The following is a 16,017-nucleotide window of genomic DNA, read 5'->3' as shown; positions in this document are numbered from 1 at the left end:
GAGGAATGAACAATGGGTGCAGTAGGCTGCGGAGGTTTTACAAGTACAGGCGCCATTCTGGTTCTCTTCATTCTCTTGGTCATCATCAGCTGTGCGTTCGTCATCTAAGCTGTGAGCGGCTGCGCAATTCCCGACAGGCCAAGGACTTTGCCTTGGCCTGTTGGTTGCTGTTTACAAGCTCAGCCTTCAAGCGCCCCTGAGATCGAGCCGTCCGGGTACACAATTTGCGTCGAAATACGCCGCTCTCCACCGGTCGTCTTCACATACCAGAGATCGTACCGGTCCACCTGTCCCGCTGCGTTCCATTGAACGAACAGCTGCGCCTCCAGGTCCCCGTTTTCCAGCCCCTTCACATCGGCTTCATTCACCCCTCCGAACCGGTAGCCTGCTTTTGCGGCAAAATCAAACCTCCACGTTTGCTGATTCGAGCTGTCCACCCAAGTCACCTGATCCGGGTCTCCGAACAGCCGCTTGACCTCCTGACTGCTCATGCCGCGCTCCAGCCTGTATTGCACCGCCCACAGCTTTTTCTCCGCCTCGGTTCCGTTGACCGGCTCCTTCCGCACGATCACCGTTTTCGTCCCCGAATCGTAGCGGGCCCCGGCTCCGAGCTGCTCAGCCATATATCGAAGCGGGACATACGTATGCCCGTCCACATTCAGCACCTGGTAACGGGAGTCCAGCTCCCTCGCTTGTCCATCGAATTGGAATTTCACAGGAAATAACAACGCCCACACCCCGTCAGCCGCATACATCGTAGACGTTGCAGCAAGCGCGGCTCCACACATGAGCCCCAGCCAAAACTTTTTCATAACGTCCTCCTCCTGTCATCTGGAAGTGAGTTGTGACCCTTTCTATTATACAGGGAAGTTGGCTGTTCATCTAATGCTTTGCCGGGAAACACAAAAAAAGCTGTCCGGCTACAGGTCCGTCCAGCTTGCGCAGCTTCGCGGGCCAAGCCCGCCTTATCTAATTTTCCCGAACGCCTAGTTCCGCACCGTCGCGCCGCTCTTGGCATTCAGCCACTCACATGTGTCCGCGCAATCACAGAGCGCCTTCTTGACCGAACACCAGGACCGCTTCGCATAATAAATCGGAACCTCCTGCTCCTTCGCCTGCTGCTTGATCACCTTGGTCAAATTATGATTCACATAATCGGTCAGCACCAGCACTGCCGCGACTTTCTCAGGAATTCCTTTACGCACCATCTGACATTTACGCCCGGATACGTGCATAACGTCGTCAAACCCAATTTCCGCCAAATGATCGGGCATATTGCCCAGATGATCCGCACCTACGACTAAAATAGAAGCCATTATTACATCTCCTTTACGTATGTAGTGTTTCTCGCAATTATGTTGAGGCCGTTCCCGGCAGTTAGTGGCAGTAATCAATGATAATGATTCTCATTTTTTTGATAATGTAATGATAATCGTTCTCAACTATAAAGTCAACCTCGCCGAGTCAAAATTATATAAAGCTTAGCAGCCTGTGACAAGTCTGTTGCGGATAAACGCAACAAAGCCATACCGCATACGCGGTATGGCTCAGCTCCGGCCTGTTTGTTACGCCCAGAAAACACCGGCAGACAAAATAATAACCAGCAGAATGTAAAGCACCAGAATGACGCCTGTGCTTGTGGAACAACCGACACCGCAGCCTACTCCTCCAACTCCCATTCCTATCCACTCCTCATCGGTACTTGAGCCTGTAGACGTTAACCCCTACGCTCATGGTTCAGTATATGACAGATGTAGCGAATGGTATGGACGTTAGCCCGACAAGAAGGCAATTACAGACGACTGCCTACAGGAATAAAATGATGTAGAAAACTGCAGCCAGCACAAAACGGTAGTAGGCAAACCAGGACAGACTCAAGCGTTTGATCAGATTCAGAAAGGTAACTACAGCGATCATCGCCACGACAAAAGCAGCGACCAGACCGGCGATAAAGATGCCCAAATCATCCAGAGTCAGCAGATCGCGGCTTTTGTACAGGTCAAGTCCCGTCGCCCCGAACATGATCGGCACCGACACGAGAAACGTAAACTCCGCCGCCGCCTTCTGGCTCGTGCCCAGCAGCATGCCTCCGGAAATTGTGGAGCCCGACCGCGAAAACCCCGGCCACAGCGCCAAGCATTGGAAAAGGCCGATCCCAAACGCCTGCTTGTAGGAAATGTCGTCCATCTTTTCGGCGGTCACCCGAACCTTGGCCTTGTCCGCTATTAAAATAAGTATCCCCCCGACGACAAGGCTGATCAGCACGGTAGCCGGTCCAAACAAATACGTCTTGATCAAGCTATGTAACGCCAACCCGCCGACAACTGCAGGCAGCATGGCCAGCGCCATATGAATCAGATTGATTTTACCGCGGCTGCTGAAGCTTTCCTTGAAGTTCAGGAAGCCGACAAATCTCCGCCAGTACAGGACCAGAACAGCAAGCACGGCTCCGAGCTGTACGACAACCTCGAAGGTTTTGGCCCGGTCATCCGTAAATCCAAGCAGATGTCCGGTCAAAATCATATGCCCCGTCGAAGACACCGGCAAAAACTCCGTCAAGCCTTCCACAATGCCCAAAATAATAGCCGACCATAATTCGCTCAACACGCTCACACTCCCAGTTCAATTCATTATCCGGTGTTAGCCACCTCGTCTATTATAGTAGATCATGTCCCGCGAAAGAAGCAATCAAAGCAAAAAACCGAAACGTCCGACATCGCGTCGAGGCTTCGGCTTGAATTTATGCGGGATACGGAATGTCTGGACGTACATATCGCGGGCCATTTCCCGGCGCACAGCCCGTTCGCTGAATGTCAGGCAGGCCATTCGCACCCGGCAGGCGGATTACTTCACGTCGTAGCCTTGCTCCTCAATCGCTTCCTTCAGAGCAGCGACAGTCAGCTTGCTGTCATCGTAGTCCACGGAAACCGACTTGGCGGCCAAATCAACCTTGCCGGAAGCGCCAATCGTCTGCAGCGCCTTCTCTACGGAATTCACGCAATGATTGCAGGACATGCCTTCAACTTGCAATTGCACAGTTGCCATACCTAATACCTCCTTGGTTTTGATGCTATTATACAATACCCCCATACCGTATGTAAACTAACAGGAAGGCAGCGCGCGCGTCGCCATTTTACATTTGTAATGAAAATGAAATATAACTTTGATCTGCCCTTAATATTCACGGGGTAAGATAGTAGCAACCCCCCTTTTTGAAATATAGCAAGCTTTGGATGGCCCGCGAGCAGCGGGTCTTTTTCTTTGGCCGGGCTTCTGCGTCGTTCGCTAACGGAGCCGGAGCCAACACGAGCCAAGGCCGACGCCAAGCCGCCCCGGCAAGGCGGATTATTCGTCCAGACGCGCCACGCATTGCGCATATTGCTGCAGATCATTGAAGCTGTCTGCGCATATCAGCGGAAGGCCGGCGCCTGACCATGCCTCCTCGGAGACAAGCTCGGCCTGGACGCCGCTGAGCCAACGGATCAAGCCGGTCTGGGCGGTATGCAGCGCTTCCTCCAGCGAAGAGCGGCAGCCGGCCGCATACACGCCATGCAGCGGATGAATCTGGCCGCCAAGGCGCGGAATGACCGCCTGCGCCCCCGTCTCCTTCATCCGCTCGGCCATCCACTGCGCCGCAGCCGCTGAAATAAACGGCATATCGCTGCCGACCGCCCAGAAGCGGTCTCCGTCCGCTTGGGCCAATGCCGCATGCAGCCCGCTCATCGGCCCCTTGTCCGGGATCAGATCCCGGATCATACGCGCCTCGCCGCCGACAGCTTGCGCAAACGTGTCCGGCTCATTGGTGACCACCAGCACCTCGCCGCATACCTGGAGCATGGACCGGATGGTCCGCCGGATAAGCGGCTGTCCGCCGAACGGCATCAGCCCTTTGACTTGGCCCATTCGGCTATTATGTCCGCCCGCCACGATCACCCCGGTCAAAGTTAACGGCTGGCGATCAGTCATGGCGTTCCTCCCCCGGACCCGGCAGCTTCAGCCCGATCACAGCCGCAGCGGTCCGCAGCAGCGCTTCCGGCTCATGAATCGAGTAAATCGGCGCCTGGCCGGCATACGGCTGCACCTGCTCGGCCGGCAGCCAGGACGCTACCGCCACCAGCCCGGTCATCTGCTCCAGCAGCGGCAGCTGCTCCGGCTCGCGAATAATGACCAGCTTCGGGCAGCTCTCCCGCTTGAAGCCCTCGATCAGGATCACATCCACGCCGGACAGCCGCTCCAGCAGCTCATCCAGCGCCAGCGACCGCTGCTCGACAATAAAGGTGCGGCCGCTCCGGTCCGATGTGACGGCTACCGTATCCGCCCCGGCCTCGCGATGCTGCCACGTATCCTTGCCCTGCACGTCAAGCTCCAGCTCATGCACGTCATGCTTGATCGTCCCGACCGTATACCCGGCCTGCTTCAGCAAACGGATCAGTGCGCAGACTAGTGTTGTCTTGCCTGTATTTTTGTAACCGGACACCTGTAAAACGATTGGTTTGTTCATGGTCCGCTCTCCTCTTGGCCTGTCAGCTTGTGAACGTATGCGCAGCAGCGAGCCTACACAGGGTAGCCGAGGCGACCCGCCGGGGCGGTCAGCAGCACATCCACCTTGTCGCCGGCGTGCAGCCCGCTGCCGCCGGGCGGAATGATCAGCAGCGCCGTCGTATCCTGAATCGACCGCATGCTGCCCGACTTGTCATGGGCCAGCGGATAGGCAACCACCTGCCCGTCCCGGAAATCAAGCCTGCCGCGCAAAAACCGGGGATAGGCGTTGATTTTATCGCAATCCTGTCCCAGCACCGCCTGGATGCGCGGCATCCGGCCGTCCGTCGACCCCTGCAGCCGGGCCAGCGCCGGGCGGGCGAACAGCTCGAAGCCGACATAACAGGCGCCCGGATTGCCGGATAACGCCAAAATCGGCTTGCCCGACAATAAGCCTGCGCTGGTCGGACTGCCAGGCCGCAACGCCACCTTGTTAAACAAGGTGCGGCCCTCCCACGTCAGCAGCCATTCGGCGAGTACATCGTAATCGCCGACAGACACGCCGCCGGAGGTCAGCACGGCGTCCGCCGCAGGCAGCGCCTCGGCGATGCTGCGCTGCACAAGCTCCAGCTTGTCCGCGACAGTGTCCAGTACACGCGGGATACCGCCCAGGCCGCGCACCAGATCGGCCAGCATCCAGGCGTTGCTGTTGCGGATGCGCCCGGCTTGCAGCGGCGAGCCAAGCGACTGCAGCTCGGAGCCGGTCGACAAAATGACGACGACCGGCTGCCGGTAGACGCGCACGCTCGCGTACCCGAAGGACGCGAGCAGCGCCGTTTCACCGGGGCCGATCCGGCGTCCGGCCTCGGCAAGCCGTTCGCCCTCGGCGGCTTCAGCGCCGATCGGCGTTACGTTGGCGCCCGCGGCCGCAGGCCGGGCGATCAGCACGAACGGGCGGCCCGCCCGTTCCTCCGTCGCGGTCAGCTCAAACATGATGACCGTGTCCGCGCCGTCCGGCAGCATCGCGCCGGTCATAATTTTGGCCGCCTGGCCGTGCGCCAGCGGGCTATGCGGCACATCGCCCGCGGCGATGGAAGCCGTGACCTCCAGCGCGACCGGCCGGTCGCGCCGCGCCTCCGCCACATCGGCGGCCCGCACCGCGTAGCCGTCCATCCCGGATCGGCGGAAATGCGGAAACGGATGCGGCGCATACACCGGCTCCGCCAGCCACCGCCCGTAGGCCGCTTCGAGCGGAACATCCTCCGTTTCCAGCGGCTGAAGCTGCGCTTCGATACGCCGGATCGCTTCGTCGACTTGAATGGCTGTCCGGCTGTGCTTCCCGTTATTTTGTTGCATCGTATCCTTCACCTGCTCCCAACATTAGGCGGTGCTTCCTGCGTTAGCTTTGCTTCCATTATGAAGCATCACTGCGGAAAAGGATAGTCCCTGCCCCCGTTGTCCACAGGATCGTCAAGCCTGTTCGATGAACCGGTACACAAGCTTCGTAAACGAAGAAGACAAGAGGCCAACATCAGCGTCTATCGCTTCTGTTCGCCTCTTTAAGATCGTTAGCCTTACCGCTTACGGCTTCTCATACATGAGTTCGCTTCCTTAACCATCAAGGACGTTAACCTTCGGCTCCCCTAATGGTTAATCGCCCCAATAGCTCCGTTTGCTTGCCCTTGCTTTACGCTTCCCTTAACCGCCAGCCGGTATCCGGGCTCGCCTGACCTTCATCCGACCTTGATCCAGACCTTGATCCAGACCTTGATCCAGACCTTGATCCAGACCTTGATCCGAGTTCTTAATCCGAGACTTTAATCCGCCTCAACCGGCTGAACCGCCTGGCTCAGCTGACGCTCCAGCTCAGCGGCATAGTCCCGCTCCTGCTCCGCCGTATAGCCAAGCAGCTCGCTCATCGCCCGCTGCACCCCGTCCTTCCAGCGGCGGACAGCGTCCACCTGGAAAAACATCGCCCCGGTGCGGCGAACCAAAAAGTCGACCGGCTTGGCGACCATCTCCTGCTCAATGCCATAACGCAGCGCCGCGTACACCTCGGGCGGCAAGCCGAAGCGCCCTGCCTGCTCCCGCGCCTCCGGCAGCAGCTCATACACCTGTCTGACATTCGTCCCGTACCGGCGGACAAGCTGTTCGGCCTCCGGCCGAGCCAGGCCGCTCTGAATGCCGCGCTCTGTCCAGGAACGAACGAAGCTGTCAAATTTCGCGGAGCCGCCGACATCGCCGCCGGAGATTGCCAATGTTTTCGTCGAGCAAGGCCGGAAAGGCCCCTTGCCTTGTTCGCGCAGCGCATCTTCCAGCTTGTCGGTGACGGTTTCGGCCATTTTGCGGTAGCCGGTCAGCTTGCCGCCTGCGATCGTCAGCATGCCGGAGGGAGAGCGGAAAATTTCATCGCGCCGGGAAACCTCGGAGGGCGACTTGCCTTCCTGATAAATAAGCGGCCGCAAACCGGCCCAGCTCGATTCCACATCCCCGGCGGTCAGCTTCAGCTCAGGGAACATGAAATTGGCGGCCTGCAGCACGTAATCACGGTCGGCCGTCGTCATCAGCGGATGTGCGGTGTTTCCTGTAAAGTCGGTGTCCGTCGTCCCCACATACGTCTTGCCGTCGCGGGGAATGGCAAACAGCATCCGGTTATCCGACGTATCGAAATAAACCGCCTGCCGCAGCGGAAACCGCGCCCCGTCAAACACCAGATGAACGCCCTTGGTCAAACGGAGCGTTTTTCCGGTACGCGACTTGTCCAGCTCCCTTAGCGTGTCCACCCATGGACCGGTTGCGTTAACGACGCAGCGCGCGCGCACGGTATACGTGCCGCCGCCGATCTGATCGACCGCCTGCACGCCGGTCAGCTTGCCTTCGCCGTCAACGAGCAGCTGCTCGACCTTCGTGTAATTGACAGCCAGCGCGCCGGCCTCCACCGCCCGCTTCATGACCTCGATCGTGAGCCGCGCATCATCTGTCCGGTATTCAACATAGTAGCCGCCGCCGAGCAGCCCGCTTTGCTTGAGCAAAGGCTCCCTCTCCAGCGTCTCGCCGCGGGTCAGCATTTTCCGCCGCTCGGTGCGCTTTACCCCGGCCAAGTAATCATATAGCCGCAGGCCAAATGAAGTGGACAGCCTGCCAAAGGTTCCGCCCTCGTGCAGCGGCAGCAGCATCCATTCCGGCGTCGTCACATGCGGCCCGTTTTCGTACACGACCGCCCGCTCCTTGCCCACCTCGGCCACCATCTTCACTTCCAGCTGCTTCAGGTAACGCAAGCCGCCATGCACGAGCTTCGTCGAACGGCTGGAGGTGCCCGCCGCGAAATCCTGCATCTCCACCAGCGCCGTCTTCATTCCCCGCGATGCCGCGTCCAGCGCAATGCCGGCGCCCGTAATCCCGCCCCCGATAATTAAAACATCAACCGTCTCGCCAGCCATCTGCTCCAGTAGCGCCTGTCTCGTCAAGCCGGAAAATTGCTGCGTCATTTGTATGTCCTCCTCCGTGTAGGTCCGGGCTGTCCAAAGCACTTAGGTTCAGGTCGTACATCCTTAAGGTTCCCTATGCTCATGCTCAGGTACACAGCCATTTGCAGCCCCTGCATGCCGTTTACAATCCATCGCCTGACAGCCCGCCCAGGCGGCAGGTACGCAAAAAAACCACAAACATCCCAGCCTGCAGCACGTGCAGCGGGGTGTTGTGGTTTCTCCGCGTCTCCAACCGTTTATGAACTTGCTTCTAGTATACCAGCTTTGCAGCAAAGTGCACAGCCCATCTTTTTCCGCGCCTTATTAGCCTGAAATTGAGCATCGCTCCGAACCTGCCTCATCGACGCCAGCCCGCCGCTATTGCGGGACGCAGCTTTAAGCAAAGGCCGTCGCCGCTTTCACTGCTTTTTTCCAGCCCGCATACAGCTCCTTGCGCTCCGCATCCGCCATGACGGGCGTGAACGTCCGGTCCGCACGCCAGCGCTCCGCAATTTCATTGCGGTCCTTCCAGAAGCCGACCGCCAAGCCCGCCAAATACGCCGCGCCGAGCGCAGTCGTCTCGTTGACAACCGGACGTTCGACGTCCGTCCCCAGCAGATCGCTCTGAAACTGCATCAGGAAGTTGTTGCGCACTGCGCCGCCGTCTACACGCAGCGTATGCAAAGGCAAGCCCGAATCCAGCTCCATCGCGTCGGTCACATCCTTCGTCTGGTACGCCAGCGCCTCCAGCGTCGCGCGAATGAAATGCTCCTTGGACGTGCCGCGAGTCAAGCCGAACACTGCGCCACGTACCGCGCTGTTCCAATACGGCGTGCCCAGTCCGACGAAGGCAGGCACGACGTACACCCCTTCCGTTGATGTGACGCGCTCCGCATACGTCTCGCTGTCTGCCGCCGACTTGATCATCCGCAGCCCGTCGCGCAGCCATTGCAGCGCCGAGCCTGCGACAAAAATGCTGCCCTCCAGCGCGTATTCGACCCGCCCTCCGATGCCCCAGGCAATCGTCGTCAGCAGGCCATGCCCGGAGGCGACAGCCTGCTCGCCCGTGTTCATCAGCATGAAGCAGCCGGTGCCGTAAGTGTTTTTGACCATCCCCTTCTCGAAGCAGGCTTGCCCGAACAAGGCGGCCTGCTGGTCCCCGGCCACACCTGCGATCGGCACCCGGTGGCCGAAGAAATGATGCTCGACCGTGTCGGCGTATACCTCCGACGAGGAACGAACCTCCGGCAGCATTGCCAGCGGAATGCCAAGCACGTCCAGCAGCTCCTCGTCCCACTTCAGCTCATGAATATTGTACATCAGGGTGCGCGACGCGTTGGAATAATCCGTCACGTGAGCCCGGCCGCCGCTCAGCTTCCACACCAGCCAGCTGTCAATGGTGCCGAACAGCAGCTCGCCGCGCTCCGCCTTCTCCCGCGCTCCATCCACGTGATCGAGCAGCCATTTTACCTTGGTTCCCGAAAAATACGGATCAAGCAGCAGCCCCGTTTTACGACGGAACAGCTCCTCATAGCCTTGACGCTTCAGCTCCTCGCAAATATCCGCCGTCTGCCGCGACTGCCACACAATCGCGTTGTAAATCGGGCGGCCTGTCTGACGGTCCCACACAACCGTCGTCTCCCGTTGGTTCGTGAGGCCGATTGCCGCGATCCGGCCAGCTCCAATGCCCGCTTCGGTCAGCGCAGACGCCAATACGCCAAGCACCGACAGCCAGATGTCGTTGGCGTTATGCTCGACCCAGCCCGGGTGCGGGTAATGCTGCTTGATCTCCTGCTGCGCCGTCGCGATCGCGTCCCCCTGACGATCAAAAATCATTGCGCGTGTGCTTGTCGTTCCCTGATCAATCGCGATCACATAACGGTCCTGTTGGTTTGTCACCGCAGCTCCTCCTGTCCATTTGGTTGATTAAAGTGCTTCCATAACTCCGGTCGCGAAGTCGTCACCGCCGAAGCTCCAGCCGCAATTGCCTGCTCCACTTCCTGCACGGTGCGAATCAGCCCGCCAGCGAAAATCGGGATGCCGGTCCGCTCATACACCTCAGCGATCATATGCGGCACGACGCCCGGCATCACTTCAATATAGTCCGGCTTTGTGCGCTCCAGCAGCACATAGCTTTTCTCCAGCGCATTTGTATCGAGCAGAAACAGCCGCTGAATGGCGAGCAGCCCATTTTGCCGCGTCTTCGCAATAACTCCCGCACGTGTCGAGATCAGTCCTGCCGGCCTCACCACCTGGCATAAAAACTCGGCGGCGTCCTCGTCATTTTTCAAGCCGCCGATCAGATCGGCATGCAGCAGCGCCTTCTTCCGATGCGCCCGCGCAAGCTCCACAATCGGCTGCAGCTGGCTCACATGCGTGTCGAGAATAATGACGTATTCGTAAGAAAGCTTCATCAGCTTTTCCAGATCCTTCATCTGCCGGGCAGCGGGCAAGATCACTTGTCGATGAAATACCATCCGGTTATTTCCTCCCTTAGAGTACATGGTGCATCTGGCCAAAGCTGCCGGACCAGAAAAAACCACGACGAATCTCATCCCGCTAAGAATGTCATTCGTGTGGTCTCCGTCTCTCCGTCACCTTCGTATTAACTTGGTCTTATTATAGGGGCAGAAGCCGCCGCTCGTCAATGTGCAGAAAGCGCTGCAATAACCAATAGCCCACGCGCTTCCGCCAGCGCGTTACGCCTTCGAGCGGGCCAGCAAATACAGGAAATAAGGCGCGCCGATGACCGCTACAACGATGCCGGTCGCAACCTCCGACGGCTGAATAATGACGCGGCCGATCAAGTCGGCCAGCAGCACAAGCAAGCTGCCGACCAGCGCAGACGCAGGCAGCAAGTACTGATGCCGAGGGCCGACGAGCTGCCTCGCCAGATGGGGAGCGATCAGGCCGACGAACCCGATCGCGCCTCCGGCGGCTACGCAGGAGCCCGCCAGGGCAACGGCAGCCGACAGCAGCAGCAGACGCTCGCGGCCGACGCGTGTCCCGAGTCCGATCGCTGTGAGATCGCCCATATTCATCACATTCAGCGTCCGTCCCTTGTACAGAACAAACGGCAGCAGCACGAGCAGCCACGGCAGCAGCGCCCAGACAAACTTCCAGCTTGTCCCCCAAATGCTGCCCGCCAGCCATACCTGAACAAATTGGTATTGATTCGGGTCCAGCTTGATCGTCAGCAAAATCATTGCGGCCGCAATACCGGCAGCGACGGCAATCCCTGACAGCACCATGCGAGTCGGCGAGATGCCGCGATGCTTGTCGTACGACAGGGTGAAAATAAGCGCCGCCGTTGCCCCCGCCCCGACCAATGACAGAAACGGCAGGAAAAAGACCGGGGCCGACTGATTAACCGGGAAAAACGAAATAAACAGCACGACCATCAAGCCTGCGCCCGCATTAATGCCGAGAATACCGGGGTCGGCCAGCGCATTGCGCGTCAGCCCTTGCAGGATGCAGCCCGACACAGCCAACCCTGCGCCGATCAACACGGCAATCACGATCCGCGGCAGCCGGAACTCGAATAAGATCAGGTGCTGCTTCGCCGTGCCTGCGCCAAACAAGGTTTTGACCACCTCAAGCGGCGACAAACGGATAAAACCGGTATTCATGCTAATAATAAACACAAGCACAATCACCGCGGCCAAAACGGCAAAAACCGACCAAGCGCGAATACGCTTGTTCCGCTCGTACTTGGACTCCAGATAACTGAAGGAGGTCATTACAGCTCCCTCCTTTCTTTACGCACCAGGTACAGGAAAAACGGCACGCCCAGCACGGCGATCAAGGCGCCGACCGGCGTTTCATGCGGAGGATTAATCATTCTGGCCCCGATATCCGCCAGCACCATCAGCAGGCTGCCCATCACCGCCGAACAAGGAATAATCCAGCGGTAATCTACGCCGACAAGCGCGCGCGCAATATGAGGAATCAACAGTCCGACAAACCCGATCGAGCCAACCGCCGATACCGCAGCCCCGGCCAAAATAAGCACCACCACCGTGCAAGCCAGCTTGATCCAGCCGATACGGCCGCCCAAGCTTCTGGCAATGTCCTCGCCAAGACTGAGCAGCGTAACCGATCTGGATAACATAAGCGCAGCGATCAAAGCGGCGATGACCCACGGGGACATCAACTGAATCTGCATCCATTTCGTGCCTGCCACTCCGCCTGCGTACCAGAAGGCCAGGTCTTGTCCGATCCGAAAAAAAATCGCAATCCCCTCGCTAAGCGCGGACAGCATCGCGGCCACTGCGGCCCCGGACAACGCCAGCCGGACCGGCGTCAAGCCGCCCCGCGCCATCGAGCCGATGCCGTATACGATTCCTACCCCGACAGCCGCTCCGAGGAACGAATACAAAATCAAGTACTTAAACGGCAAGCCCGGCGCAAAAGCAAAGCAAAGCGCCAGCACAAAGCCTGCTCCGGCATTAATGCCGAGCAATCCGGGATCTGCAAGCGGGTTTCGTGTCATGCCCTGCATGATAGCGCCTGCCACTGCGAAGCACGCCCCGATCAGAGCGCCCGCCAGTGCGCGCGGCATCCGCAGCTCCTGAATAATCTGGTGCTGGGTTACGTTCGGATTGAACCGGAACACAGCCTCCCATACCGTATACAGACTGATATCCGCCGCTCCAAGCGAAATGGATATGCCGAGCGACAAAATCAGAATACCTAGCCCGGCAGTCAAAATGACAGACGCCGCAACCGGTCTGGATTTGAGCGCCTGGGGCGCCTGAGGCTTTTGTGAAGCTGAAGACGATTCTGTAGATGCAGCCATTTTGCTCATACCTTCCCGCGATAACGATTATCAATATCATAGTAGCAGACTGAACCGGCGGCAGCAATGGATTTTTTGCGACCAGGGCTGGCTGATGATGGTTATCGAATTCTGGATATTGTGTTCAGGGGCGACAAGGATGCCGAAAAGCTGCTGGCCGATATGCAGCAATCGTCGGTATGGCATGGCTATAAGAAGGAACCTTCATTTCCGCTGTGCAGGCGAATTATGAAGGTTCTTTCGCCGTCCGCCTCCGCTAGCTCCGCTCGGGCGACGGGATCAGCCGCTCATACAAATAATCGACGACATGCTCCGCCTTCATCTGCCCCGTCAGCCCCTCGCGCTCGATGCCAAGCTGCATCTGAATCAGGCAGCCCGGATTGCTGGTCAGCACGACGCGGGCTTGCGTTTCCTTCACATGCTCCATTTTATGGTCCAGCACCTGCATTGACATCTCGGGCTGTGTCAGGTTGTAAATGCCCGCCGAGCCGCAGCAGCGGTCCGCTCCCTGCAGCTCGACCACCTTCGCGTGGCCGACGCGCTGGAGCAGATTGCGCGGGGCGTTGCTGGCCTTCATGACATTGCGCAGATGGCAGGAATCCTGGTAGGTCACCGTCTCGATCGGGACGGCGGACTTCGATGCCAGCGCGGCGGAAGCCGCTCGCCCGGCTGCTCCCCCGCTCGGCGTCACAGCATGCGCCGCCTCAGCGGACGCGGCCTCGCTCGAAGCCGCTGCAAGCGCCATTGAGGCGGCTGCGGCTCCGTTCGCCTCGCTGGCTCGCGCCGCCTGGCCCGCAGGCCCGGCCAGCGCGTCGAAGCGGAGTCGGCCAGCCCGCTCCAGCAGCAGCTGGCTGACATCCTTCACCTGCCCGGCGAAGGCCAGCGCCGAGTCCGCATACGCCGGGTCATCATGCAGCAGATGACCGTATTCAACCAGCAGCGCCCCGCAGCCGCCCGCGTTGGACACCACCGTGTCCACCTTGGCCTCCAGGAAGGCGCTGATGTTGCTGCGCGCCAGCTCGCGCGCCTGGTTCAGCTCGCCGCCGTGGGCATGCAGCGCGCCGCAGCAATTTTGCGTCTCCGGGATGACGACGTCATAGCCTGCCTCAGACAGCAGACGCGCCGTCCGAATATTCGTTTCGGTATATAGCACATCCATAATACAGCCTCGAAACAGGCCGACCCGCCCGACCGCCGTTCCTTTGGCAGGCACAAATACGCCCAGCTGCTCCACGACGCCGCTGCCGGAGGCCGCCGGAAGAATGCGCTCCATTTGCCGCATCGGCTCAGGGAAAAGCTTCAGCATCCCGGACGCACGCACAAGTCCGCTCAGTCCGGAGCGCTGGTACAGCCGCAGTCCCTTGCCAAGCAGCTTCATCCGCTTCTGCTGCGGAAACAGATGCCGGAACGTGATGCTGCGCAGCGCCTTCACCCACAGCCGGTGCTCGGCATGCTGCTCCAGCGACTCCTTCGTCTGCTCCAGCAGCGTGCCGTACTTCACGTCGGCCGGACAGACCGGCTCGCACGCCCGGCAGCCGAGGCACAAGTCAATCTGCTCGCGGAATGCCTGGTCCGGCTCCATCACGTCATCAACGACCGCCTTCATCAGCGCGATCCGTCCGCGCGGCGATGCGGCCTCCAGGCCCGTCTCGCGGAACGTCGGACAGGCGGGCTGGCAAAAGCCGCAGCGCATGCAATTCGTCAGCTCGTCGTAATCAAGCGCCAGCTTCATCCGCTCGGCCAGCGAGGAGCCGCTCTCGCGCGCCACTTGTTCTTTGATCGACACAGCGCCGCTCATCGGTTCACCACCACCCGTTTCCGCGATTGCTTGGCAAATATTTTGCCGGGATTCATAATATTGTTCGGGTCAAAGGCCAGCTTGAGACTGCGCATCAGCGCGATGCCCGCTTCGCCTACCTTCCATTCGAGAAACGGCGCCTTCACCGTGCCAACGCCATGCTCCCCGGTAATCGTGCCGCCGAAGCGGATCGCCGCCTCGAATATTTCCTCGAACGCCTGCTCAACCCGATGAATTTCCTCAGCGTCGCGGGCGTCGGTTGTACAGGTCGGATGCAGATTGCCGTCCCCGGCATGGCCGAACGTACAGATTTGCAAATCGTACTTGCGGGCGATCCGGTTAATCTCCAGCACCATATCGGCAATTTTCGAGCGCGGCACCGTTGCATCCTCCAGAATCGTCGTCGGACGAATCCGGGACAGCGTGGACAGCGCGCTGCGCCGGGCTTTCATCAGCCGCTCCGCTTCGTCCGCATCACGGGCCATCTGCACGCTGGCTGCTCCCTCCTCACGGCAAAGACGAATCATGTCCTCCATATCCTTGGCCACAACGGATTCGTCGACCCCATCCTGCTCGATCAGCAGCACCGCTTCCATATCGGTCGGCAGACCAAGCTTGTTGTACGCTTCAACGACTCGCAGCGTCGGGTTGTCGATAAATTCCAGCGTCGCGGGCACAATACGATGGCGAATAATGCTGGACACGCTGCGCGCCGCCGCATGGATATCTGTATACAGCGCGAGCATCGTTTTTTTGTAAACGGGAGCGGCCACAAGCTTCACTGTCGCCTCCGTAATGATCGCCAGCGTTCCCTCCGAGCCGACCAGCAGCTTCGTCAGGTCGTAGCCTGCGACGTCCTTGTACAGCTTGCCCCCGGTGCGAATCACCTCGCCTGAAGGCAGCACCGCTTCCAGCCCGATGACGTAGTCCTTGGTTGTACCGTATTTCAGCCCGCGCAGCCCGCCCGCGCATTCCATAATATTGCCGCCGAGCGTCGAGATGACCATGCTGCTTGGGTCTGGCGGATAAAATAACCCTTGGGCTTCCACCGCGAGATGGAATTCCTTCGTATTTAACCCGGGCTGGAACGTCGCGGTCAAATTATCGGTGTCGATTTCCAGCAGCTTGTTCATCCGGTTCATCACCATGACAATGCCGCCCTCCACCGCTACCGTGCCGCCGCACAAATTCGTCCCCGCGCCGCGACCGACAATCGGGACCCGGTGTTCATTGGCCAGCTTGAGGACAAACGCCACCTCCTCCGTATTCGCCGGGAAAACAACGCCATCCGGCACATGCTGGAGCATCGGCGTCGCGTCGTAGGAGTAAGAGACAAGTGTTTCCTTGTCATCCTTGAAACGGTCGCCGCCCAGCCGCTGGCGCAAGCTTTGACGCACTTGTTCGTTTAACACGGGCCCATCCCTCTTTCGTTGTAAATGTCGAATTCCGTTTCATTTGATCAGGTCATCTGATGA

Annotated in this window: 16 protein-coding genes; 1 reads left to right on the top strand and 15 read right to left on the bottom strand. The window is 59.2% G+C overall.

Features of this window, described 5'->3' with window-relative positions:
• Positions 1-12: 12 nt before the first annotated feature.
• Positions 13-108, top strand: coding sequence for a YjcZ family sporulation protein (locus tag AC6ROY_RS18370; RefSeq protein ID WP_500102024.1), 96 nt, complete (start codon positions 13-15; stop codon positions 106-108).
• Between the two features lie 71 nt (positions 109-179).
• Here AC6ROY_RS18370 and AC6ROY_RS18365 read toward each other — a convergent pair whose 3' ends face one another.
• From AC6ROY_RS18365 to AC6ROY_RS18295, 15 genes are all read right to left on the bottom strand, one after another.
• A complete protein-coding gene (locus tag AC6ROY_RS18365) occupies positions 180-812 on the bottom strand; it encodes a stalk domain-containing protein (RefSeq protein WP_500102023.1) in 633 nt (210 codons plus the stop codon).
• A gap of 174 nt (positions 813-986) precedes the next feature.
• Positions 987-1,316 (bottom strand): DUF2325 domain-containing protein, encoded by a 330-nt coding sequence (locus tag AC6ROY_RS18360; RefSeq protein ID WP_500102022.1) that lies wholly within the window; start codon positions 1,314-1,316, stop codon positions 987-989.
• A gap of 249 nt (positions 1,317-1,565) precedes the next feature.
• Complete coding sequence (locus tag AC6ROY_RS18355) at positions 1,566-1,679, bottom strand: YjcZ family sporulation protein (RefSeq protein WP_500102021.1); 114 nt, start codon at positions 1,677-1,679, stop codon at positions 1,566-1,568.
• 127 nt (positions 1,680-1,806) lie between these two features.
• The gene (gene bacA / locus AC6ROY_RS18350; RefSeq protein ID WP_500102020.1) at positions 1,807-2,604 is read right to left on the bottom strand and encodes an undecaprenyl-diphosphate phosphatase; all 798 of its coding nucleotides are present in this window, start codon (positions 2,602-2,604) and stop codon (positions 1,807-1,809) included.
• Positions 2,605-2,844: 240 nt separating this feature from the next.
• Positions 2,845-3,045: a copper ion binding protein gene (locus tag AC6ROY_RS18345; protein ID WP_500102019.1), complete on the bottom strand. Its 201-nt coding sequence runs from the start codon at positions 3,043-3,045 to the stop codon at positions 2,845-2,847.
• 300 nt (positions 3,046-3,345) lie between these two features.
• Positions 3,346-3,966: a molybdenum cofactor guanylyltransferase gene (gene mobA, locus AC6ROY_RS18340; RefSeq protein WP_500102018.1), complete on the bottom strand. Its 621-nt coding sequence runs from the start codon at positions 3,964-3,966 to the stop codon at positions 3,346-3,348.
• Complete coding sequence (mobB, locus tag AC6ROY_RS18335) at positions 3,959-4,501, bottom strand: molybdopterin-guanine dinucleotide biosynthesis protein B (protein WP_500102017.1); 543 nt, start codon at positions 4,499-4,501, stop codon at positions 3,959-3,961. Before mobB ends, mobA begins: the two co-directional genes overlap by 8 nt.
• 53 nt (positions 4,502-4,554) lie before the next feature.
• Positions 4,555-5,835: a molybdopterin molybdotransferase MoeA gene (locus AC6ROY_RS18330; RefSeq protein ID WP_500102016.1), complete on the bottom strand. Its 1,281-nt coding sequence runs from the start codon at positions 5,833-5,835 to the stop codon at positions 4,555-4,557.
• A gap of 461 nt (positions 5,836-6,296) precedes the next feature.
• Entirely contained in the window at positions 6,297-7,967 is a 1,671-nt protein-coding gene (locus AC6ROY_RS18325; RefSeq protein ID WP_500102015.1) for a glycerol-3-phosphate dehydrogenase/oxidase, read from the bottom strand.
• A gap of 375 nt (positions 7,968-8,342) precedes the next feature.
• Entirely contained in the window at positions 8,343-9,782 is a 1,440-nt protein-coding gene (glpK, locus tag AC6ROY_RS18320; RefSeq protein WP_500102060.1) for a glycerol kinase GlpK, read from the bottom strand.
• 59 nt (positions 9,783-9,841) lie between these two features.
• Positions 9,842-10,423 carry a glycerol-3-phosphate responsive antiterminator gene (locus tag AC6ROY_RS18315; RefSeq protein WP_500102014.1) on the bottom strand — a complete coding sequence of 194 codons (582 nt, stop codon included), beginning with the start codon at positions 10,421-10,423 and terminating at the stop codon, positions 9,842-9,844.
• A 222-nt stretch (positions 10,424-10,645) separates the two neighbouring features.
• Positions 10,646-11,686, bottom strand: coding sequence for a FecCD family ABC transporter permease (locus tag AC6ROY_RS18310; protein WP_500102013.1), 1,041 nt, complete (start codon positions 11,684-11,686; stop codon positions 10,646-10,648).
• Positions 11,686-12,744, bottom strand: a complete 1,059-nt coding sequence (locus AC6ROY_RS18305) for a FecCD family ABC transporter permease (protein WP_500102012.1) — start codon at positions 12,742-12,744, stop codon at positions 11,686-11,688. The genes AC6ROY_RS18310 and AC6ROY_RS18305 overlap by 1 nt, the downstream gene beginning before the upstream one ends.
• A 256-nt stretch (positions 12,745-13,000) precedes the next feature.
• The gene (locus AC6ROY_RS18300; protein WP_500102011.1) at positions 13,001-14,542 is read right to left on the bottom strand and encodes a (Fe-S)-binding protein; all 1,542 of its coding nucleotides are present in this window, start codon (positions 14,540-14,542) and stop codon (positions 13,001-13,003) included.
• Entirely contained in the window at positions 14,539-15,954 is a 1,416-nt protein-coding gene (locus tag AC6ROY_RS18295; RefSeq protein ID WP_500102010.1) for an FAD-binding oxidoreductase, read from the bottom strand. Before AC6ROY_RS18295 ends, AC6ROY_RS18300 begins: the two co-directional genes overlap by 4 nt.
• Between the last annotated feature and the right edge of the window lie 63 nt (positions 15,955-16,017).

The organism is Paenibacillus sp. sg306046 (genome assembly GCF_059821225.1).
This window is presented reverse-complemented; position numbering and strand designations above follow the sequence as displayed.